The sequence below is a fragment of the Leclercia sp. M-A074-M genome, from assembly GCF_965195605.1.
GTDB lineage: Bacteria > Pseudomonadota > Gammaproteobacteria > Enterobacterales > Enterobacteriaceae > Enterobacter.
The window spans coordinates 1-20,197 of the sequence record NZ_CBDAHM010000019.1; the positions used below are offsets into that span (position 1 = coordinate 1).

Annotated in this window: 19 protein-coding genes and 3 pseudogenes; 7 read left to right on the forward strand and 15 right to left on the reverse strand. The window is 52.9% G+C overall.

All coding sequences use genetic code 11. The features are described 5' to 3' along the window. Positions 1 to 365 precede the first annotated feature (365 nt). A complete protein-coding gene (locus ACOKCT_RS22480; RefSeq protein WP_004118283.1) occupies positions 366 to 1,232 on the reverse strand; it encodes a replication initiation protein in 867 nt (288 codons plus the stop codon). Between the two features lie 534 nt (positions 1,233 to 1,766). Between ACOKCT_RS22480 and ACOKCT_RS22485 the strand changes: the two genes are divergently transcribed. Continuing rightward, positions 1,767 to 1,871 carry a hypothetical protein gene (locus ACOKCT_RS22485; RefSeq protein WP_032409716.1) on the forward strand — a complete coding sequence of 35 codons (105 nt, stop codon included), beginning with the start codon at positions 1,767 to 1,769 and terminating at the stop codon, positions 1,869 to 1,871. A 128-nt stretch (positions 1,872 to 1,999) separates the two neighbouring features. Beyond that, positions 2,000 to 2,257: a hypothetical protein gene (locus tag ACOKCT_RS22490; protein WP_000764642.1), complete on the forward strand. Its 258-nt coding sequence runs from the start codon at positions 2,000 to 2,002 to the stop codon at positions 2,255 to 2,257. 57 nt (positions 2,258 to 2,314) lie between these two features. Here ACOKCT_RS22490 and ACOKCT_RS22495 read toward each other — a convergent pair whose 3' ends face one another. The 4 genes and pseudogenes from ACOKCT_RS22495 to ACOKCT_RS22510 all read right to left on the reverse strand — a co-directional run. Continuing rightward, positions 2,315 to 3,091: a site-specific integrase gene (locus ACOKCT_RS22495; protein ID WP_000015958.1), complete on the reverse strand. Its 777-nt coding sequence runs from the start codon at positions 3,089 to 3,091 to the stop codon at positions 2,315 to 2,317. After that, a complete protein-coding gene (locus ACOKCT_RS22500) occupies positions 3,088 to 3,831 on the reverse strand; it encodes a hypothetical protein (RefSeq protein ID WP_000129823.1) in 744 nt (247 codons plus the stop codon). The genes ACOKCT_RS22495 and ACOKCT_RS22500 overlap by 4 nt, the downstream gene beginning before the upstream one ends. A gap of 50 nt (positions 3,832 to 3,881) precedes the next feature. Beyond that, the gene (locus ACOKCT_RS22505; protein ID WP_004118279.1) at positions 3,882 to 4,232 is read right to left on the reverse strand and encodes a hypothetical protein; all 351 of its coding nucleotides are present in this window, start codon (positions 4,230 to 4,232) and stop codon (positions 3,882 to 3,884) included. A 143-nt stretch (positions 4,233 to 4,375) separates the two neighbouring features. Next, positions 4,376 to 4,621: pseudogene (locus tag ACOKCT_RS22510) on the reverse strand (hypothetical protein); the annotation flags it as partial. A 182-nt stretch (positions 4,622 to 4,803) separates the two neighbouring features. On the opposite strand from ACOKCT_RS22510, the gene ACOKCT_RS22515 reads away from it, so the two are divergent. The 5 genes from ACOKCT_RS22515 to ACOKCT_RS22535 all read left to right on the forward strand — a co-directional run bounded on the left by ACOKCT_RS22515 (position 4,804) and on the right by ACOKCT_RS22535 (position 7,733). After that, positions 4,804 to 5,385: a hypothetical protein gene (locus ACOKCT_RS22515; protein WP_004118277.1), complete on the forward strand. Its 582-nt coding sequence runs from the start codon at positions 4,804 to 4,806 to the stop codon at positions 5,383 to 5,385. A gap of 147 nt (positions 5,386 to 5,532) precedes the next feature. Beyond that, positions 5,533 to 6,564: an Abi family protein gene (locus ACOKCT_RS22520; protein WP_004118274.1), complete on the forward strand. Its 1,032-nt coding sequence runs from the start codon at positions 5,533 to 5,535 to the stop codon at positions 6,562 to 6,564. 251 nt (positions 6,565 to 6,815) lie between these two features. Further along, positions 6,816 to 7,046, forward strand: a complete 231-nt coding sequence (gene vapB, locus ACOKCT_RS22525) for a type II toxin-antitoxin system VapB family antitoxin (RefSeq protein ID WP_159340496.1) — start codon at positions 6,816 to 6,818, stop codon at positions 7,044 to 7,046. Further along, complete coding sequence (locus ACOKCT_RS22530; protein ID WP_008322233.1) at positions 7,043 to 7,459, forward strand: type II toxin-antitoxin system VapC family toxin; 417 nt, start codon at positions 7,043 to 7,045, stop codon at positions 7,457 to 7,459. The genes vapB and ACOKCT_RS22530 overlap by 4 nt, the downstream gene beginning before the upstream one ends. A gap of 226 nt (positions 7,460 to 7,685) precedes the next feature. Continuing rightward, positions 7,686 to 7,733, forward strand: coding sequence for a hypothetical protein (locus ACOKCT_RS22535; RefSeq protein WP_371747062.1), 48 nt, complete (start codon positions 7,686 to 7,688; stop codon positions 7,731 to 7,733). 271 nt (positions 7,734 to 8,004) lie between these two features. Here ACOKCT_RS22535 and ACOKCT_RS22540 read toward each other — a convergent pair whose 3' ends face one another. The 10 genes and pseudogenes from ACOKCT_RS22540 to ACOKCT_RS22585 all read right to left on the reverse strand — a co-directional run. After that, on the reverse strand, positions 8,005 to 8,925 hold the full coding sequence (locus ACOKCT_RS22540) for a carbohydrate kinase family protein (protein ID WP_008322235.1): 921 nt from the start codon (positions 8,923 to 8,925) through the stop codon (positions 8,005 to 8,007). After that, positions 8,922 to 10,292, reverse strand: a complete 1,371-nt coding sequence (locus ACOKCT_RS22545; RefSeq protein WP_008322237.1) for a hypothetical protein — start codon at positions 10,290 to 10,292, stop codon at positions 8,922 to 8,924. The genes ACOKCT_RS22540 and ACOKCT_RS22545 overlap by 4 nt, the downstream gene beginning before the upstream one ends. 77 nt (positions 10,293 to 10,369) lie before the next feature. Beyond that, positions 10,370 to 11,389, reverse strand: a complete 1,020-nt coding sequence (locus tag ACOKCT_RS22550; protein ID WP_004113181.1) for an ABC transporter permease subunit — start codon at positions 11,387 to 11,389, stop codon at positions 10,370 to 10,372. Further along, positions 11,376 to 12,908 carry a sugar ABC transporter ATP-binding protein gene (locus ACOKCT_RS22555; protein WP_094962532.1) on the reverse strand — a complete coding sequence of 511 codons (1,533 nt, stop codon included), beginning with the start codon at positions 12,906 to 12,908 and terminating at the stop codon, positions 11,376 to 11,378. The genes ACOKCT_RS22550 and ACOKCT_RS22555 overlap by 14 nt, the downstream gene beginning before the upstream one ends. 64 nt (positions 12,909 to 12,972) lie before the next feature. After that, on the reverse strand, positions 12,973 to 13,926 hold the full coding sequence (locus tag ACOKCT_RS22560; RefSeq protein WP_008322243.1) for an ABC transporter substrate-binding protein: 954 nt from the start codon (positions 13,924 to 13,926) through the stop codon (positions 12,973 to 12,975). Between the two features lie 286 nt (positions 13,927 to 14,212). Further along, positions 14,213 to 15,244 carry a LacI family DNA-binding transcriptional regulator gene (locus tag ACOKCT_RS22565; protein WP_008322245.1) on the reverse strand — a complete coding sequence of 344 codons (1,032 nt, stop codon included), beginning with the start codon at positions 15,242 to 15,244 and terminating at the stop codon, positions 14,213 to 14,215. A 569-nt stretch (positions 15,245 to 15,813) separates the two neighbouring features. Beyond that, positions 15,814 to 16,818 (reverse strand): IS110-like element IS4321 family transposase, encoded by a 1,005-nt coding sequence (locus tag ACOKCT_RS22570; protein ID WP_000427623.1) that lies wholly within the window; start codon positions 16,816 to 16,818, stop codon positions 15,814 to 15,816. Positions 16,819 to 16,896: 78 nt separating this feature from the next. Then, positions 16,897 to 19,875: a Tn3 family transposase gene (locus tag ACOKCT_RS22575; RefSeq protein ID WP_159340514.1), complete on the reverse strand. Its 2,979-nt coding sequence runs from the start codon at positions 19,873 to 19,875 to the stop codon at positions 16,897 to 16,899. Positions 19,876 to 19,922: 47 nt separating this feature from the next. Beyond that, positions 19,923 to 20,076: pseudogene (locus ACOKCT_RS22580) on the reverse strand (IS6 family transposase); the annotation flags it as partial. 2 nt (positions 20,077 to 20,078) lie between these two features. After that, positions 20,079 to 20,197, reverse strand: a pseudogene (locus ACOKCT_RS22585) (DDE-type integrase/transposase/recombinase); the annotation flags it as partial.

A 20,197-nucleotide genomic window follows, 5' to 3' on the forward strand; every position in this document is an offset into this window, starting at 1 on the left:
CCGGACTATGGGAAACAGGTCAACTTCGCGGACGGCCCGGACTATGGGAAACAGGTCAACTTCTCGGACGGNCGGGAGTGTGGGAAACAGGTCAACTCCGCAGACGGCCCGGACTGTGGGAAACAGGTCAACTTTGCAGACGGCCGGGACTGTGGGAAACAGGTCAACTTTGCAGACGNCCGGGACTGTGGGAAACAGGTCAACTCCGCAGACGGCCCGGACTGTGGGAAACAGGTCAACTACGCAGACAGCCGCGATTGCGGGAAACAGGTCAAGTTAGGCAAGCACTATGGGAAACACAGCAAGTTCAGTATCCCCCCATATGTCAGCAACAAACTAAGGGGGGAGGAAATAAAAATTACAGACTATTGTTTTTTATCAAGAAAATTAAACAGCAAGCGACCATCTTCTTCAGTGGTATATGTTACCTTTAATGGCGTCTTCTCATTAATTTTCTTCAGAGCAGGTTCCAGGAAGGTACGCTTCATTTCAGCAATATTGTTTTTCTGCGAGGCAGGGAGCATAAACCTTTCACATAACCAGTCATGTGTGGTGATCCAGACACCAGTGCTCCGGAACTGACACAGGCTTTCATAAAGCCGGATGACACGAACACTATTAAGCTGGCCACAGTCATAGAGAGAATAGGTAGTGAACTGGGAGGTTAAGCCGACCAGGAATGGCATGACCTTGTAGTTAAATTCAATCTGCCAGGAACCCCGGCCTCGCTTCATTCCTGCTTCAGCCAGCCACGGACGTTTAACTTCTTCAAACTCACCTTCTTTTGGATAAAAGGTAACCGTTGATTCGCCCAGAGCATTTACCCCAGCCTTCACATCACGACTGGCGACAGACGTAGCGACATTGAAGTATTTGACGTAATCGGAAACGCTGATTTTGAAGAGCGGCAATACGTCAGAGTCATCTTCCTGGCTGTCATTAAAATAGGCCTGCATGAGGCATAACCACAGCACACGTTTTGCCTGAAGAGGCAGGTAATATGCAGCTTCGGTCAATTCGTTAGATTGCTTTATACTGGCGCGTTTTTTAAACGTTTTAGTAGCTGGCAAGAGTGCTTGAGTATCCATTTCAATGCCTATGGGTAAATTTTTACCCACCCATAATGACAGTGAAAACAGAAATTGCAAGCTATCGCGATACTTATCCACCGGAAAAATCTGCACTTTATCCACAAGTGGATAATTGAGAACTGAACTTGACCTCTTTCCCATAGCTTGTTGATGCGTATCCCATAGCTTGTTGACACAAAACCCACTGATACGTGATTAATTTCCCATATTATGTTTACCAGTTGCCCATACAGGCCCCCTCTCAGGCCGCACTGTACGCGGCTTTCAGGCTCCCTAAAAGATGTAAAATAAAGAAAAAGAATAAAAAAGTACTTTATAAAAATATGCCCGTGGATAAGTGGATAACCCCGAGGGGAGGTGATTTTTCAGGCATTGAGCGTAAGCAGAATTTATAAGTTTTGTTCCCTGGTGCTTCCTCGCTCACTCGGGGCTTCGCCCTGTCGCTCGACTGCGGCGAGCACTGCTGGCTCGATCATATCCGTGGCCGGAAGATACTACTCCTCCCCCGAGTCGCTCTCCAGAGCCGGCTACAGCGAGACAACCCGCACGAAGATTTCTATCGTCCCTGCAGACATATTCGAATCGTTTTTATTAACCCTGGCTTCCGTCGTGACAGAACACTACGTCCTGTAAAAGGGGGACTAAGGCCCCTGAATCACACACCTGAAATTAATAATGCGGAGTTTTACGATAATGTCATTGCTGGAAACTTTCCTGACCGCTTCTCAGGGGGCAACAATCCTGTTCCTTGCCATGCTGATCTACTGGCAAAAGCGATAAATCCAAGCGGGCTGGCCTTTGGCCAGCTTCGCTGTATAAGGGGAAAAATGCGGCATATCCAGACATTTCACTAGGCAATTTGAATTCAGATATCTATGCTTGGGATCCGGTCAACAGGAGGTAACAAGATGAAACTTGAAACTATACAGATAGATAATACCGTAAGGAGTGGTCTTAATTCTTTCACTGACGGGGTGATTATTCGTGATACAAAGGTATTGATCACGCTCAATCTCCCGGATGGACAGAAAACCACTATTGAGGGGGAATGGCGGCATATGTCGGACGCCAACAGGTTGTCAGAACGTATTACGATGCTTCAGCATGCGATCTATGAGCAGTATGAGGAATACAGAGCAGATATTCCCGTCAGCTGGTCCAGATAACGTCTGACAGACCTCCCCGGCGAGCAGGACGTTCGCCAGCATCATTCTCCTAAGTACTTAAATATTCCCTTTCAGCATGGCTACCGCATCCGCTTCGGGCATCTGAAACTGAACTCGATGCCGCGCAGCAACATCAAGTGCGAACACCTTCGTATAGACTTCCGTCGAGCTAATCGATTTGTGGCCCATCAGGCTCTGCAAAACCTTCAGTGGTATGCCGGCATACAGCATATGCATCGCGTAGGAGTGGCGGAACGTATGCGGGGTGACCGGCACCGAGAATGTCACCCCGTCGACGGCGGCCGCTTCAACCGCTTCGCCAATCCAGGTCCGTACTGTCCGGTCGGTGATGTCCCAGATGCGGGCTTTCTCTGTTCTGCCGGTACGCTTGTTGCGTCTTTCCAGCGGAATTTTCAGGGTGGCCACCATCATCTGCAGCTGGCTGACGTAGTGGTGATCGGAAAGCGGAACCAGACGATGAGCCTGGCTACCGGCGGGAGCTCGGCCGGCTGTCCTGGCCGCTTTTTCGGTGCGCTGCTTAAGCGTGGCCAGCTGCACGAACGGATACGGTGGCACCAGCGAAAAATCCCCCCGGGTCAGCGCCAGCGCCTCGTTGATACGTGCGCCGGTGTTCCAGAGGGTTGCCAGCAGCATCTTGCGGTGCAAATCGGGCACATAATGGAGCAGGGCGCTGACTTCCGGTGCCAGCAGGTATTTCGGTAGTTCATCTTGAACGAGCGCCATCTGGCGCAGGGCCAGCGCGGCGGGATAGTCAATGGCCACCGGCATTTGCGCCGGCTGCTGCGGGTGAGAATATGATAAGAGGCCGCTCATTGGTTTGACATTCCATCAGGTATCACTAATTGATTCCACTCCCTGTTGCGGGTAGCTTCAGCAGCGCGCAGGGCTCTTTCGCGCCTCCAGACTTTACGAAACACGGAAACTGCAGACCATTCATCATGACCTGTAAGACGTGTTTCGGGCATCCCGGTTGCCTTGCGCAGACGGACGGCAAGAATGACAGCGTTGATGCCCAAGCGCGTGAACTGATACTGCCGTTCCCTGAAATAGTCCTTATGCCAAGGAGGGTCGGAGTATTCGGCGGCATATGCAATTGCCCTGTGGGCCTCATCCTGGAGCACCGGCAGTTCACGGATGCGATACATAAGACGTGGCTCTAAAGTCCGCCAGTCACCGGAGACATCGATCAGATTCAGTTCAGGGTAATTCGTGACAGCTTTTCTCTCAGGCTGGGGGGCATCATCATCCTGGCCGTCATCCGTCACAACCCGGAAACAACCCTCAGCATACCGTTCAAGCATGAATACCAACTCGGTGGCAATGTAATGCAGTTCCTTTTTCATTTTATCTTCTGACGCCTGTCTCTCACGCTTAAGCGTGAAATAATGTGTCAGCCAGATGCCAGTGAGTGTTATACCCCCAGTAAGCAGGCCAGTGATAAGCCCGGTTGCCACGTTTCCCCAGATCCCCGCCCCTTGATTAATCAGCTGTACGGAAACCGGATGGGATGTCGCAGCAACTATACTCTCAGTTGCGGCCTGTATATCAGTCATTGATCATTTACCCCTTTATATTCCTGAGAAATCACACCTTCTGTATGTATTCAGCGGTCGGCAGCCAGCTCATCAGCCAGCTTCACAAACCTTTTGTGCTCAGTCTGCAGGTAATGGCTGTAAATCCGGGCATCACGTTCTGTCAGTCCGGATGGATTGCCGGTGAAGTAACGTTGCAGCACCGCAATACAGTGATTGTAGGTATCGAGATCATATTCCCAGTTTCCCAGCTCACCGGCCGCATCCAGTTCCTGGCGAAACTGCTCGTATTTACGGAGCAGAATGCCAAGACCTAATTCTGTTGCAGCATAAAGATTATTTTCTCCTGGCGCGGAAATCGCATTACGGATTTTTTCAAAAGCATAACTGAAATCATTTCTCTCATTGAATGCAGTAAACATGTCCTTTCCTCAGTTGAATAGTTAGCCGTGCAATTTTACCACACCTCAATCATCGTCAGATGAGTGCCACTCTGTCGCGACAGTGACTTTCACGAGAGTGATTTTCACATACTAAAATAATAAGCAGCCATATAACAACGTAATTAAATTACCTGACGGCCGCTCTGGCCGGATCCGACTTTTATGTTATTCCACAGTTTCCGGAAGTGTACCACGCACACGGAATAACCACAGCGCCCTTTCAGGGTGGTGAGCGGCCGGTCACGGGGCAGGGGAGGGGCACAACATATATGGTCACTGACAGCTGGAAACACCGCTACATCTTGTGTTTCCGGACCGCTGCGCGCCGGCGGGGCTGAATCAGATCCGGAACTACCTTTTTTCGGATCTCAGCGTCGACGGAAAGCAACGCCGTTTACACCTGATTAAAATATGCCACCAACAGCACCACAACACTAAAACTGCAAACATTGTTGATATCTGCAATTATATGGAATAGTTTAAATGCAACAGAATAAATCTGTGGTGATTACTGTCTATTTTGGTAAATCCTTCGCCTCTGGAGACACACATGGCTGAACAGAACGAAAATACTGAAAAAGGATTCACCCGCACACTGACCGTGCGGAACATGCCTCTTGATGTGGATATTGAGATCACGGAACAGGCGAAGGCGGCCGGCAAGTCAAAAAGCGATTTTGTTAAAGAATTCCTTTCAGCATCCTTCGGAGATCTGATCGGTAACTTTATGCGCGGGAATGGCCTGGTGGCGCTGATGGACAAAGACGTGGCCACAATGATGAACGCAGGCCTCGCCGATTACTGGTATGACAGTGCCCAGACGCTGGCCGAGAACCGGACCTGGTGTCGCTTGCTGGGCATTTATAAAGAAGAAGATCTGCAGCAGATCATGCGTAACGGCGTTCCCCTGCTTGAACTGCGCGCCGCGCAGCTGCCTGACATCACGCATATCCCGCATGGCACCTCACTGGCGTTTGCCCTCTTCATCGAGGCCGCGCGTCGTGATTTGCCGACATTAATCAAGGTGCATAAAGAACTGTTCTTCCTGCAGAAAGAAGGGGATTTTCTGGACATGGTCGATCAGATACGGCAAGCGCTGCGCCTGCCGCCCACGGAACGGCCGGTTTTCTGACGTTCTGGAACGAGAAAAGCCACCGCGAGGGTGGCTTTTCCGAACTACTTTTTCCGCGAGAGACCTCCTGAGGAGGCGACTCCGCCTTGATGGAACTATTAAGCCAGATACACGCCACGTATGTCAAACATTTTCAGGACCTGATTCATGACGGCACAACATTACATCACCACAGCAAGGCTGGATATCTACAGAAAGCACCTTAAGGTTAAACCCGCTCAGGTTATGGCAGCATATCACTGGAACAAAGCACTGGCTGGCGCATTGCTTCCTGCTATGCAGTGTCTTGAAGTCACTCTTCGCAATGCCATCAACACAGCCATACAGTCTTTTCCACCTGCTGGGGCCAAAGGCCTCTGGGATACCAACACTAACTGGGTGACCAGCCTACCGAAATACATGGGCGATAACCGAGTCAAGCCTTCCGAACGCTACAAGCGAGCACGAAATCCTAAAGATCGTCAGGATGCGGCAGGCTATTTACTGGATAAGTGGGGGAACAGACTCCTGGCAAGAACACTGATTGAAGAAAATTTAGTAGACCAGGCCAAAAGCCAGATAAGTAAGGAAGGAAAAAAACCTACACCTGACCGGATCATAGCCGGACTGACGTTTGGATTCTGGACCACCCTTTTGACGGACCCATATGAAGATCCCCACGGGGACCGGTTGCTCTGGCCGACTCTGACCTCGCAGGTATTTCCGAATGCCCCCGCAGGGTATTCACGACGTGATATCTGCGCTGCCTTCTTTCAGATAAAAGAACTGAGAAACCGTCTGTCACATCATGAGGCCGTATGGAAATTTCATCAAAAAAATCCGGCCACCGGTAAGACAGACTACTCCAAACCGGTATACGGAACACAGGCAAGCTGCAGCTTGTTGAGGAAACATTATGACGACATCATTGAGATGGTTGGCTGGATGAGCACTGAACGAAAAGACAATTTCCTGAATCATTCTGCCAATCTGCGATTCTATGCCCTGTGCTCTGTGGACGGGCTGAACAGCTATATTGCCCCGGAAAAAATCAAGGAACAAATTGAGGTTTCAAACGATGATAATGAAGACATTAACAGATTAATCAACGTCCTCGGAAAAAATGAATTCATACGGCTTGTGAAGGAGGAGCAAACGATACTCACCATCGGCACTGACAACTCCTTTTCCCTTCTCTGATCGCTGCGTTCTCTTTCCCCTACAAACCCGGAGTCCTTCCGGGTTTGTCCTTTTCCGGATCTCAGCTGGAAAAAGAGAAAGCAGACATATGCTGTACATATCCATATACTTTGCATATGCATATGCATATGCTTTACATACGCATATACGTACCATCTGCATATGCTTCACCTATACAAATCAGTCCTTCAGACATATACTGCACCCATGCGGGAAAACTCCCTGGCACACTCAGCATATGAGGAAAAACCATGCGCACAGTTTCTATTTTTAAAAACGGCAATAACCGCGCCATCCGCCTGCCCCGCGATCTGGATTTTGACGGCGTCAGCGAGCTGGAGATCGTCCGGGAAGGGGTCAGCATCATTCTGCGTCCCGTCCGGCCGACCTGGGGCTCATTCGCGCAGCTGGACAGGGCCGATCCGGACTTTATGGCGGAGCGTGAGGATGTGGTCAGCGATGAAGGACGCTTTGAGCCATGAAGAAAACCTGGATGCTCGACACTAACATCTGCTCGTTCATCATGCGCGAGCAGCCGGCAGCGGTGCTGAAGCGCCTGGAGCAGGCGGTGCTGCGCGGTGATCGCATCGTGGTCTCGGCCGTGACGTACGCCGAGATGCGCTTCGGCGCCACCGGCCCGAAGGCCTCGCCGCGCCATATTCAGCTGGTCGACGCGTTCTGCGCGCGCCTCGATGCTGTCCTGCCCTGGGACCGCGCCGCGGTGGACGCCACGACGGACATCCGGGTGGCGCTGCGCCTCGCCGGGACGCCGATCGGCCCGAACGACACGGCCATTGCCGGGCACGCCATCGCGGCCAGTGCCGTCCTGGTGACGAACAATGTGAGAGAGTTTGCGCGGGTCCCGGGCCTGATGCTGGAAGACTGGGTAAAATAAAACCGAAAAAAAATGTCGTTACGGAGACGACAGACATGAATGCTGAACACCCGAACTACGGCTGGCTTTTCAGTGAACGGGGTTCGAGGTCCAATGATGTAAAAAACCACGCTAAGAGGTTAATTCATTGTTTGTATTGAAATTTAACGGTCTTAACTCGCCCTTCAAAAATATCTTCTGGTAACGAAAACGTATAGCAAGTCGAGGAAAATATCTGGAAGGCAGCATCGGCGAACAAATTTCTTTGTATCGTGAAAACTTTCCCGAAAACTAGGAGGAAATGGAAGAGGATGGTTTCTGACGAAAAAATGCCCTGGCGGCATAGTCTGGATCCATGACTATGGCTATGAAGACTGGACCTGATACACCGCTAGTCATAACGACTCTTCGGAGCCGTTAAGCAGTCACTCGCCAATACGAAGGTCAAATAAAGTTACGCAATGACCACCCGCCAGACTCCCCCTGAAAGGGGGGAGAATGCGCGGGCAAATGTTCAGGCCATCATTCGGCCGCCTGTGATTTACAAGGGTTAGCGTCGTCAGTCTTCAGAGTTCATGGTCCCACGGCGGGTTAGCCCCTGGCCTGGAGACCGTCACCGCGGCGGCACGCATACCGAGATTGATCGCGCGGCGCACCTGCTCTCGTGACAATGTGACTAATTTAGGCTTCTCAAGGAGTCCGGCCTGCGAAAGGCTGGCGAGAATACCGGCATTGACCGTGTCCCCGGCGCCGACGGTATCGGCAACCGTTACGCGAACTCCTGGAACATGAAGATGGAAATTAGCGGTCCAGGCATCGGCGCCGTCAGCCCCGCGGGTGACCACAATAAGTTTTGGTCCCAGAGCAAGCCAACGGCGTATGACCTCGTGTTCTTCGCCGGGTTCGGCAAACCACGCGAGGTCCTCATCGGAAAGCTTGACGATATCCGCTAGGGCAATCATCCGCATCATGCGCGCTAGGTGTTTCTGCCGGTCCAGGATGAAGATTTCACGGATATTGGGATCGAGGAACATCACCCGGCGCGGCGCCTCTCTTACCATCAGCTCTTCATAAACGCTGCCGCACGGTTCGGCTATCAGGCTGATGCAGCCGAACAGGACGGCAGATACGTCATCACCGAGCGTCGGCAGGTCGCTTTCAGTCAGCATTCTGCCGGCGCTATTCTCATCGTAAAAGGTATAGCGCGCCTGTCCGCCTTCCAGCCTGACAAAGGCCAGCGTGGTCGGTAGCGGTGCGCGGGTTGAGGGCGAATAATCCACGCCAGAGGCCTCAAGCGTGTGGCGCAGCATGTCACCCATAAAATCGTCCGATAAACCGGAAAACAGCGCGACCGCTATCCCCTGGCGCCCCAGGGCAATGGCGGTATTGAACGCCGCGCCGCCGACGCAGGGCGTAAAGGCGGGAGCATTTTCACGGCTCCGGCAGGGCAGCATATCGATCAGGGCTTCTCCGCAGCAAAGGATCATGGCTTTTCCTCCTGACTCACCGCGACCTGCGGCGGCGTTTCCAGATTGTCGGCTACCTGCATCCAGTTGTCAGCGAATATCCCGCAGGCGGTTTTGATATCAACCCCGACCGGAAGCTCCGGACACTCGTTTTCCCCGTTGCTGCCCCAGTTCACCCAACCGGACTGACGGCGCTGGACTATCTGAAACGCGCCGGAGGGGCGGGAGGTCCACCAGATCATCGCCCGGCCGCTCGCTGAATCGTACTCGACGGTTTTACTGGCTGGTCCCGGGAACACGGTTTCATCCGGCACAGCGGAAACGTTGACGGGAGAATCAGTCAGGTGCCATTTCCGTTCATTCAGGTCGGCTCGTACGTGCGCCCGGGCGCGCACTACGCCAAGCCTTTCGCGGATTTCAGTTTCATCCAGCACGTTTTCCCAGCGGCAGAACATTCGCCAGTAAAGATCCCAATGAGCGGAGGCCATATCGGCGAGCTGTTCGCGGAATTCGGCAAATTTCGGACTCTGGTTTTCAGAGGTGGTAACGGTATGAGCCACCATGGCGACCAGCTCTTCGGCGTAGGGATCGCCTGCGCGATAGCGGGTACCGCCGTAGGCCGCGAAGCGGTCAAACAGCAGTTTTCCCGGACCGCTTTCAAACTCGTCGCCGACGGTGATCTTGTTGGTCACCGAACGCCCGTTAATGACCGTCGAAAAGTCATCAACCCAGTAGCGCCGCTGAAACCACGGGGTATTCCAGCTGAACTTCCAGTCGATGGTGAAGTGCTTACCGCGCAGCTCCGCTAATAATCCATCGGGGATCGTGCCGTGCATGCGATAGTGATGATAGACTGGGCCTTCCTCAACAATTTCAATATCTACGAGGGTATGTTCCGGCGGGTTAATCAGCCCATTTTCCGGGGTAAAGAACGGACCGTAAAAACCGCCGATGGCGTTATTCCCGGAAGGAAGCAGCTCGACGTTGTCCTGCAGACAGCGAAAATGGCGCAGTCCCCACTTGGATGAACCCACGCCCTGGGCGGTTCCCCGACACATTTCCAGATCGAAGCAGCCGGTATTGAGGCGGACAAAACAGTCTTTCTCCCGGCCAGGCAGGCGGTGGATACCGGCGACGTCACCGACTTCTGCCGCCGTTAGCGGCCGGTCAAGCCGCATCCGGAGCGTGCCGCTGAAGCTTACCGTTGCGATAAAGGCGGTACTGTTTTGCGTCGACTCATGAGTGAGGCGCTGGCAAAGGATCCGTTGGTCCTCGCTGGTGATTGCCCACCACAGGGGCTCCTGCAGTTTCTCGGGGAGAGTAAACGTAATCGGTTCGCGATCCCGGGTACCGTTCATCGGGTCCGTCAGCGTAATGTGATATGTCATGGGCGTATACTCCATTAAAATTTAAGCATGCGAAGACCCGCCGCCAGCGCGGCGGATAAACAAAGCGTCAGGGAAAGCTAGCGGGTACGGGCGATCTCTTTTTTCCGCCAGAAGGTAAACAGTTCCGGATGCTGCTTCAGTCCGTCAATCGCCACGGCAAGAATGATGACGATGCCTTTAATCAATAGCTGGGTGAAAAAGGGGACGCTCAGCAGAATCAGGCCGGTGCTGAGCACGCCGAGAATTATCGATCCAATCAGGGTGCCGATAATTCGCCCGCGTCCTCCGGCGAGGCTGGTGCCGCCCAGCACTACCGCCGCAATGGCGTCCAGTTCATATCCCGTACCCGCCGTAGGCTGGGCGGAAATGACCCGGGCGGCGAAGATAATGCCCGCCAGACCCGCGCAGACGCCGGCAATCATATAAACCGCCGCCAGTACGCGTTTTACCCGGACGCCGGCCAGGCGCGCGGCCTGGGCGTTGCCGCCGACGGCATAGATATGACGACCGAACCGCGTGCGCTCAAGAATAAACCACGCCAGCAGATAAACCACCAGCATAATAATGACCGGAACAGGGATGCCGGCGAGATAGCCATTCCCCAGCTCGCGGAAGCTCAGGCTACTCGATACAATAGGTTGCCCTTCGGTAATGGTATAGGCCATACCGCGCAGGAAGGTCATTGTGCCGAGAGTGACGATAAAGGGCGCGAGAGCGAGATAGGCGGTGAGCACGCCGTTCAGCAGACCGCAGAGCGCGCCCACGCCCACGCCGGCCAGAATCGCCAGCGGCGCAGGGATCCCGGCCATCGCCGCAACCACCGAGATCACGCCGGAGACGGCGACGATAGACCCGACGGACAAATCAATTCCGCTGGTTAAAATGACGAAGGTCATTCCCGCCGCCAGAATAGCGTTGACGGAAATCGAGCGGGCGATATTCAGCAGATTATCGACGCGGTTAAAGTTTGGTGCAAAGGTCGACATCAGGATCAGCAGCACCAGCAGAACGATTAAGATCCCCACCCGATCCCACCATTTCGCAAAATCAAACGGCGCTTTGACCGGCAGTTCCGTCACAGGTTTATTGTTGTCCATGGCATTCTCCGGATTGACTGGTAAAGGTTCCTGTTGCGTGCAGCATCACTTCTTCTTCCGTTGCTGAATATGAGGGTAACTGGTGAACGATTCGGCCGCCGCGCATAACCAGCACGCGGTCGCTGATGCCGATGGCCTCCGGTAAATCGGAGGAGATCACCAGAATGGCTTTCCCGGCGCGGGCGAGTTTGTCTATCAGTTCGTAAATTTCCCTTTTGGCGCCGATATCCACGCCGCGGGTCGGTTCATCGAGGATTAGCAGCCTCGAATCGCGCAGCAGCCAGCGCGCCAGCGCCGCTTTCTGCTGGTTTCCGCCGGACAGGGCGCTGACGGGTAGTTCGACCGCATTTTCCCGCAGCCGTAACCGTCGCATCTGCTCAAGGACGGCGGCGCGGATGGTTTTGCGTTTAACCACGCCGCCGGCGACAAAGTTCTCCAGCGAGCTGATATCAATGTTGTGCTCAACCGAATGACCCAGAAACAGGCCCTGGGTTTTGCGGTCCTCGGTCACCATCCCGATTCCGTCGGCGATGGCGGCGGTGGGATCTGACGGATGGCTTACCTTGCCGTTAATACGCACGCTTCCTTGGCTACGAGGGTCGGCGCCGAATAACAGCCGGGCCACTTCGGTTCGGCCAGAGCCAACCAGCCCGGACATGCTGACGACTTCGCCCGCTTTGACCTCAAAGGAGACCGGGCCGGTTGCGCTACCCGCCAGATCCGCGACCTCCAGCAGTACTTTGCCGGGCGTACGCGGTTCGTGCTGATAGAGATCGACGATTTGACGGCCAACCATCATGCGTACGATATCGGTGGTCGAGACGCTGCTCAGAGTTTCCGTGCCGATCCACGTGCCGTCCCTGAACACCGTGACCCGGTTTGCCAGCTGCCATACCTCTTCCATGCGGTGTGAGATGTAGACCATCCCGACCCCATCCTGACGCATTTGCTCGATAAGCCGGTAAAGCTGGAGGGTCTCTGCCCGCGACAGAGCGGCGGTCGGCTCATCAAGCACCAGTACTTTTGCGTTTTCACTGACGGCGCGTGCAATCTCGACCATTTGCTGACGTCCGATGCTCAACGAGCCGAGCGGCGCCTGCGGGTCGATGTCCGCGTTAATCCGGTCCAGCTTCTCCCGGGCCTCACGGAGCATCCGTTTGCGATCGAGAATACCGGCGAAAGAGGTCTGTTCCTGGCCGAGAAATAGATTTTCCGCCACAGTCATATCGGGAACCGTATTCAGCTCTTGATGGATGATGGCGATGCCATATTTGCGCGCATCTCTTGGCGTGCGAATATCAATCTCCTGCCCGTTGATATAGATCGCGCCGCTATCGCGCTGCTCGTTTCCGGAGAGGATCTTCATCAGCGTGGATTTACCCGCGCCGTTTTCCCCCATCAGGGCATGGACCTCTCCGGCGAATAAATCAAAGCGTACGTTGTTCAGTGCGAGGGTCGCGCCGTAGCGTTTTGAAATCCCTTCCAGCCTAAGCAAGGGGGGTGAAGTGATGTCGGCCATTGTCTTTGCCCTCCGGGATGAACCCAATCGTCATCCCGTTTTTGCCTCTTGAGTGATGATGTGATTACCAGCCAGGATAGCTATCTACGTTGTCGCGCGTGACCAGCACGCTGGGGATCAATACGGTAGGGGACGCAATATGCTTGCCATCAACCATATCCTGAGCAAGCGAGATGGCCTGGCGCACCATTTCGCCCGGGTTTTGCGTGGCGGTACCAATAAACGGTGAGCCGCTGCGCTTGAGTTCTTCAACCGCTTCCGGGCTGCCGTCTACGCCGGTGACTTTAATCGCACCGGCTTTGCCGGCCTGCTCAACGGCCAGCACCGCGCCGAGCGCCGCAGGATCGTTCATACCGAAAATACCGGAGACATCCGGATTGGCGGTGAGCATATCGGTGGTGACCATCAGGCCGGAAGCGCGGTCGTTGCGGGATGCCTGCTGCCCGACGATTTTGATATCTGGATATTTTTGCGCGACGTTTTTACAGCCTTTGATGCGGTCAATAATGGTTTGAATCGGCGTGCCGTCCACCAGCAGCACTTTGCCTTTGCCGCCCATTTGGCTGAACAGATATTCGCAGGAGGTTTCGCCGGCCTGGATGGCATTGGTCATGATCGCCGCGTCAGCGCCCCTGGCGGGCGTATCGACCGCGATAACGATAATTCCGGCGGCTTTTGCCCGCTGAATGGCCGGCTCGATGCCGGACTCATCGACGGCGGAAATAATGATCAGATCCACTTTCTGCTGAATAAAGGCGTCAATCTGCGTGTTCTGGTTTGCCAGATCGACCTGCGCATCTTGTACGTTAAGAGTTGCGCCGATTTTTGCCGCGGCCTGCTTTGCGTTCCTTTCCATTGCAGAGAAGAAAGGGTTAGACATGTCCTGCACCATTAAGCCGATATGGGTTATTTTTTTGCTCTCCTGCGGCGCGGCGCTGGCGGCGGGGATAAATCCTGTCATGGTGGTGATTACCGCAGTAACCGCGACAGCCAGAAATGCTTTGTGAAGTTTGGTCATATTCTGTTCCTTTCATTATCGTGTGGTATGACGTACGGCCAGGTGTGGGGAAGCCTCAGAAATAATCCTCTGATGTTGTTTTTTTACTGTCGGCCGATTATTCAGCCGTTATTTAAAGCTCTAAAATGATTAGAGAGGGATGGCAAACGCTTTGCCGCTGTTAGCCGACAGGCACCTTAGCGGGCCTGGCAAAAACGCGACAGCAGTTCTTCAGGCCCGCGCGAGCGAAGCGGCGTCGGGCAGGCCCATTCGGGCGAAACGTTGTCAGCAATCTCTATAATGTCTTTTAATTGTTATGCGTTTTTTTACAGCCGCAGGACTGGCGAATAACCAGCTCGGCGGGAACTTTACGTTGGGTGTTGATTTCTCCTTTCCCTTCCAGGTTAATTAACTGGATAAGCATTTCAGCCGACTGTCTGCCAATCTCTTCACTATTTTCATTGAGCACCGTCAGCGGCGGATTTAATAGCGGCGCCCAGTCGAATTCGTCGTAGGCAATCAGGGCCATATCCTCTGGAATGGCTATCTGGCGCTGCTGGAGCTGTTTGAGTGAACCCAGCAGAATAGGGTTGTTACCGGCAATAAGGACATCCGGCAGCGCTTTCTGGCGGTCGAGGTACTGGCTCAGTTTGTCTGCAGCCGACTGCGCGTCGTTTTCCGTTTCGACAACTCCAAGCGTAGCGCCGCACCGCTCGGCGGCCTCGCGTATTCCGCGCTCGCGTTCAAAACGCGTAGTCCAGCGGTCCGGGTAGATAAGGAGCAGCCAGTTTTTATAGTCGTACTGCGCCAGATGGTTTCCAACCAGCAGGCTGGCATGGTAATTGTCGGTCGTGACGCTGGGAAAGTTGTGCTCGCCGCGGGGCGGGGAATCAACGAAGACGACCGGGATATCCCATTTCGCCAGCAGAGTCAGGCTTTCCGGCTGCAGCGTCACCGTCGAAATGATCCCGGCCATCCGTGACTCTATCAGGCGGTTAATCATCCGATCTTCCTGCGCGCGGTCATAGATGCCGTTGACCGCAATATCGCCAAGCACCACGGTCCACTGTGAAGGCTGCAGTATCTGCTGAATGCCGGACATCAGGTTGAGATAGTAATAGTTCGACGCATGGGCGGTGATCACCGCCACCGAGTCTCTGCTCGAACGGCGTAGCGCCTGGGCCGCGCGGTTGGGTACGTAGCCGAGCTCTCGCGCCACTTTTAAAATCAGCTCCCGGCTGTCGTCAGCGACGCCATCGCCACCGTTTAGCGCGCGCGAAACGGTAAACATGGAAAATCCCGTTGCTTCGCTCACATCCCGCATTGTTGCTTTACGCATTTTTCGGTCTCTGCATCTAAGAAATTACCTGCGATATATACGGTTATTATCAAAACCTAAACGTTTATGGAACCATAACATAAACGTTTAGGTTTGTTTGATCAGTGAGCCGCTTCTCGTTTTGTGAACAGAAGGTAAATAACTTTGTTTGTGAATGATTTCTGGGAAAGTTGGAGTCTCGCTCGGAAGTGAGCGTGCTCATAACTTCGCAGATCCTTTTCTGGATCGTAAAGGATCAAATCTTTCTGTTAGTTCAATCTGCTAGTGATATAGCCCTTCAGAAGCCAGTAATCGGGGGCCGCTTGGAAAACGGATCTATGGTCACTCCCGTTTTTGCAACACCGATTTTGACGACAAGTTGGCTTGCTTGAATCTATCCGGCGTCTGAATGGGATTTTATTCCCGCGCCTTGATGAGTTCCGCGCCTGATGAACCTCCAGAAAATATACGGCTTCAATGAGCCTTTCCGTTTTACAGGTTCCTCAACAGGCCGGTGGGCCGTTAGTATCATCAATATCAGTATTCGCAAAACCAGATCAGTAATTCTTTAAACCGGTGTATTTCTGCCGTTATGCTACATAAGTTTGCTGTCGTGCCGTTAGGGCCCAGGCTATTCTGGCCAGCTTGTTTGCCAGAGCACAAGTGACGACAAAGTTGCTTTTCCGGCACAGTAAATCCCTGACCCAATCGGCCAATTTGCCAGACTGGTGTTCCAGTTTTTGTATGAATACCCTGGCACATTGAACCAACAAAGTTCGGATCTTTTTATTACCTCGCTTACTAATTCCCAGCAATGTCGTCCTACCTCCCGTGCTGTACTGCCGAGGTACAAGCCCTGTTGCCGCCGCAAAGTCACGGCTGCTGGCGTACTGCTTCCCGTCGCCAATCTCAGTTGAAATAGTACTCGCTGTCAGTGTTCCGACGCAGGGAATGCTCAGCAAGCGCTGTCCAACCTCATCTTCGTCCAACTTTCGTTTCAACTGGGATTCCAAATCTTTAATCTGCTCAACAAGATAGTGATAATGCTGTTGTAATTTCAGCAATAACTGGCTGAGGTAAAGAGGCAAACTATTATCCTCAAGAATGGTACTCAGTCGGCTAATAACGGCAGCTCCTCGGGGAACGCTAATGCCAAATTCCAGCAGAAAAGCATGCATTTGATTGGTTGTTTTTACCTTATCCTGAACCAGGGATTCACGGACACGATGCAGAGCCCGCATTGCCTGCTGAGATTCCGTTCTGGGCTGCACAAAACGCATAGACGGACGCGATGCAGCTTCACAAATAGCTTCGGCGTCGACAAAGTCGTTTTTATTGCTTTTAACGAACGGGCGGACAAATTGTGGTGATATCAGCTTTGGGGAATGCCCCAACTCTTCCAACTTGCGTGCCATAAAGTGAGAACCGCCACAGGCTTCCATTGCGATGGTTGTAGCGGGGCATGTCGCCAAAAATTCGATCAACTTTGGCCGGGTAAATTTTTTACGGTAAACAGCCTTCCCGCGACGATCCTGGCAATGAATATGGAAAGAGTTTTTACCCAGATCGATACCAATGAGCGCAATGTTTTCCATGATAGTTCTCCGAATGAAAGCCTGTCCTCAGCATAGTACCGGGAAGGAGGGAGTGACCATCTCATTAAATATCCTACGCTAAGACAGTTTTTTGTACAGACTGCTATCCACTGAGCGTAGTGTGCGATATTTACCCTGTCCCAGCTTGAGGTTTGTTCGCCAGACGTAATCCCCACTCAAATTTATGTGTTCCCATCCCAGCGGGGACAGATGAGCAATAAGCTGTTCATTTAGCGGGATCCCTTTCCGTTTCAGAGAATCTATGGCTCTTTCTATATATACCGTATTCCAAAGTGAGATAGCCGCAGTCAGCAATGTCAGCCCACTGGCTCGGTAGCTCTGGTTTTCCAGTCCCCGATCCCTGATTTCCCCAAGTCGGTGCATAAAGACGGCTCGCGCAAGGGCATTGCGGGCCTCACCTTTATTCAACCCCGCCTGTACGCGTCGGCGCAGGGAAGGATCCCGGAACCAATCCAGCATAAATAATGATCTTTCTATACGCCCGATCTCCCTCAGAGCCTTTGCCAGACCATTTTGTTTCGGATAGCTGGCCAGCTTTTTCATCATCAGCGATGCTGTTACCGTTCCCTGCTTTATAGAACTTGCCAGACGCAGCACCTCATGCCAGTGGGTTTCAATTTCCTTTAGATGCAGGCTGGTTGTGGGGATGATTGACTGAAGCCCTGGATACAACTCAGCTTTTCCATGAATAAACAGCCGCTTGTCATGAAGATCCCGGATCCTTGGCGCAAATGCGAATCCGAGCAGATGCATTAGCGCGAAAACGTGCTCAGTGAAGCCTGCGGTGTCAGTGTAATGCTCTGTAATTTCCAGATCGGTTTCGTGGTACAGCAGACCATCAAGCACGTGTGTTGAGTCCCGCACGCGACTGATGACTTTGGTGTAAAACGGGCTGTATTGGTCCGAAATATGCGTATAAATCTGCACGCCAGGCTCCTGACCGTATTTCAGATTGACCTGGCCCGCATAACGCCCGTGACTCCCCACCCGAAAGTTTTGTCCGTCAGACGATGACGTTGATCCATCGCCCCAGAATGCTGCCAGAGGCCGTTTTTTCTGAGCATTAACCAACTCGGCCAGCGCAGCTGAATAGGTTTCATCTCTGATGTACCATGCCTGGATGCCCTCAAGTGACGATTTTGTCGTTCCCGGACAGGATTCGGCCATTTTTGTCAGCCCAAGGTTGATGCCATCCGCCAGGATGGTGGTCAGTAACAACTTTCTGTCTTTAGGTCTGACGTGATTATTTTTGAGATGTGTAAAATGGCGGGTAAAACCTGTCCAACTATCCACTTCATCGAGCATTTCAGTAATTTTAGGATGAGGTAGCATGCCATAAACCAGATCGCCAAAAGGGGATGCTGCTGAAGGGACACTGTTATCCAGCGGGGTAATTTTCACGCCTTTATCCGATATATCAACATCGGGCAAATCACCAGCCAGCGCCATCGCATTGACTTCCTCCAGGCGCGATGCCAGAAGCGTCATACGGCTCTTGATGTATTCATGGCAATCGGTCGGAGCAGTAAGGGGTAGCTGGTTATCCCGGAGGGATTTATCAAAATCGCCAGACGGGATCAGATAATCATCGAAATTCCTGTAACGGCGAGATCCCTTTACCCAGATATCACCTGAACGTAAGGCTCCCTTTAGTTCATTCAGCACGCAAAATTCGTAATATTTACGGTCAATGCCGGTGGGAGTGATCACAACTTTTCTCCAGCTTTCCGGGATGAACCCGATTGGCGCGGAAGGCGGTACTTTTCGGAGTTGTTTTCGATACATCTCTGTGACGGTATCCAGTGCGTCACTGAGCGACATTGCGGCGGGTGCAGCCCTGAACTGCAACGCGGACAGCATCCGGGGGGCGTATTTACGCAGCGTACTGTATTTTTCGGTGATTAGATGCAACGGGTCGAAGTTGTCCTTACGTGACAGGAACCGCGTCTCTTCCACGCTGTTGATGAATTCCTGCCAGGGAAGAACGTCTTCTATTGCGGCCCAGGGATCTTCCCCGGATTCTCTGGCGTTAAGTAATGCCAGCCCGACGGTAACGTATTGCTTCAGCTTACTCTGAATCAGCTTTCCCGTTTGCTGGAGCCGTTCGGCCTGCGTACGTTTTGCCCTGCTGAACAGACTACCCAGAATACGCTCGTGCAGATCAATAACTTCGTCAGTCAGGGTGGCTTTGGCTTCCGATATGATACAAACCAGCGAAGCATAACGGCGAACATCGGTAAATTTTGCCAGGTCCCGGCTACTCATTTTCCTACCTTCGCGCGCGAGTTTCAGGAGCCGGTTCTGGTGAACGGAAAGCGCAATACCGTCAGGCAGAGCCAGCGACTCTATCGCATTTAACCGGTCGATATGTTGCAGGACATTTTTGCCATTAATTTTTCCTGGGGGCTGAAGCAGCCAGGCCAGCCGAGAGGGTTGTTCACCTTCTGAGATCAGCAAACGGTCCAGTGCCGCTTTTTGCCCCGGTTCAAGCGGCGCAGTCAGTGCGGAAAAAACCGCTCTGTCGGCAAGCGTTGCTGCTTCAGCCAGAGTTCGTTCGATGACCTCAACAGAGGGGAAAATAACCTTATTATTGTGGAGCCAGGAGAGCATTTCCTCTGCAAGTAAAAAACCTCTGTCTGTCCGCATGGCGTGGGGATAAAGGTGGCGAATGCAGGCTTTTTGCAGTACCCGGTTAAAGGGAGACAATTCCAGGTAGCGGTAGAGTTCAGCCAGATGTTCCCAGCGGGTGACTTCTCTTAATGCATACTCGGCCCACAAATCAGGATTAAGTTTCAAGTGAGTCGCCAGCCGGGAGACAACCCCGTCGTGAGGGGACATATTTTTGTCGGGAGTAAATCCCGGTCCCCGCAAATAGCAGAGTAAAACAGCAAAGCCCAGGCGGTTAGCTGGCCTGCGGTGTTTATTAATAAGCGCGAGGTCATGTTCGCTCAAAAAGCACATGCGGGTCAGAAGAACATCATCATCCGGTACAACCAACAAGCGCTCTTTTTCTTCACTACTGAGTATTTGTGGCACTGTTGCAAAGTTAGCGATGAGGCAGCCTTTTGTCTTATTCAAAGGCCTTACATTTCAAAAACTCTGCTTACCAGGCGCATTTCGCCCAGGGGATCACCATAATAAAATGCTGAGGCCTGGCCTTTGCGTAGTGCACGCATCACCTCAATACCTTTGATGGTGGCGTAAGCCGTCTTCATGGATTTAAATCCCAGCGTGGCGNNGATTATCCGTTTCAGTTTGCCATGATCGCATTCAATCACGTTGTTCCGGTACTTAATCTGTCGGTGTTCAACGTCAGACGGGCACCGGCCTTCGCGTTTGAGCAGAGCAAGCGCGCGAC

Excerpts from the sequence above, each read along its gene's own strand:
- ACOKCT_RS22480 (WP_004118283.1), bottom strand. The coding sequence starts at position 1,232 with ATGGGAAAGAGGTCAAGTTCAGTTCTCAATTATCCACTTGTGGATAAA.
- ACOKCT_RS22485 (WP_032409716.1), top strand. The coding sequence starts at position 1,767 with ATGCGGAGTTTTACGATAATGTCATTGCTGGAAACTTTCCTGACCGCT.
- ACOKCT_RS22490 (WP_000764642.1), top strand. The coding sequence starts at position 2,000 with ATGAAACTTGAAACTATACAGATAGATAATACCGTAAGGAGTGGTCTT.
- ACOKCT_RS22495 (WP_000015958.1), bottom strand. The coding sequence starts at position 3,091 with ATGAGCGGCCTCTTATCATATTCTCACCCGCAGCAGCCGGCGCAAATG.
- ACOKCT_RS22500 (WP_000129823.1), bottom strand. The coding sequence starts at position 3,831 with ATGACTGATATACAGGCCGCAACTGAGAGTATAGTTGCTGCGACATCC.
- ACOKCT_RS22505 (WP_004118279.1), bottom strand. The coding sequence starts at position 4,232 with ATGTTTACTGCATTCAATGAGAGAAATGATTTCAGTTATGCTTTTGAA.
- ACOKCT_RS22515 (WP_004118277.1), top strand. The coding sequence starts at position 4,804 with ATGGCTGAACAGAACGAAAATACTGAAAAAGGATTCACCCGCACACTG.
- ACOKCT_RS22520 (WP_004118274.1), top strand. The coding sequence starts at position 5,533 with ATGACGGCACAACATTACATCACCACAGCAAGGCTGGATATCTACAGA.
- vapB (WP_159340496.1), top strand. The coding sequence starts at position 6,816 with ATGCGCACAGTTTCTATTTTTAAAAACGGCAATAACCGCGCCATCCGC.
- ACOKCT_RS22530 (WP_008322233.1), top strand. The coding sequence starts at position 7,043 with ATGAAGAAAACCTGGATGCTCGACACTAACATCTGCTCGTTCATCATG.
- ACOKCT_RS22540 (WP_008322235.1), bottom strand. The coding sequence starts at position 8,925 with ATGATCCTTTGCTGCGGAGAAGCCCTGATCGATATGCTGCCCTGCCGG.
- ACOKCT_RS22545 (WP_008322237.1), bottom strand. The coding sequence starts at position 10,292 with ATGACATATCACATTACGCTGACGGACCCGATGAACGGTACCCGGGAT.
- ACOKCT_RS22550 (WP_004113181.1), bottom strand. The coding sequence starts at position 11,389 with ATGGACAACAATAAACCTGTGACGGAACTGCCGGTCAAAGCGCCGTTT.
- ACOKCT_RS22555 (WP_094962532.1), bottom strand. The coding sequence starts at position 12,908 with ATGGCCGACATCACTTCACCCCCCTTGCTTAGGCTGGAAGGGATTTCA.
- ACOKCT_RS22560 (WP_008322243.1), bottom strand. The coding sequence starts at position 13,926 with ATGACCAAACTTCACAAAGCATTTCTGGCTGTCGCGGTTACTGCGGTA.
- ACOKCT_RS22565 (WP_008322245.1), bottom strand. The coding sequence starts at position 15,244 with ATGCGTAAAGCAACAATGCGGGATGTGAGCGAAGCAACGGGATTTTCC.
- ACOKCT_RS22570 (WP_000427623.1), bottom strand. The coding sequence starts at position 16,818 with ATGGAAAACATTGCGCTCATTGGTATCGATCTGGGTAAAAACTCTTTC.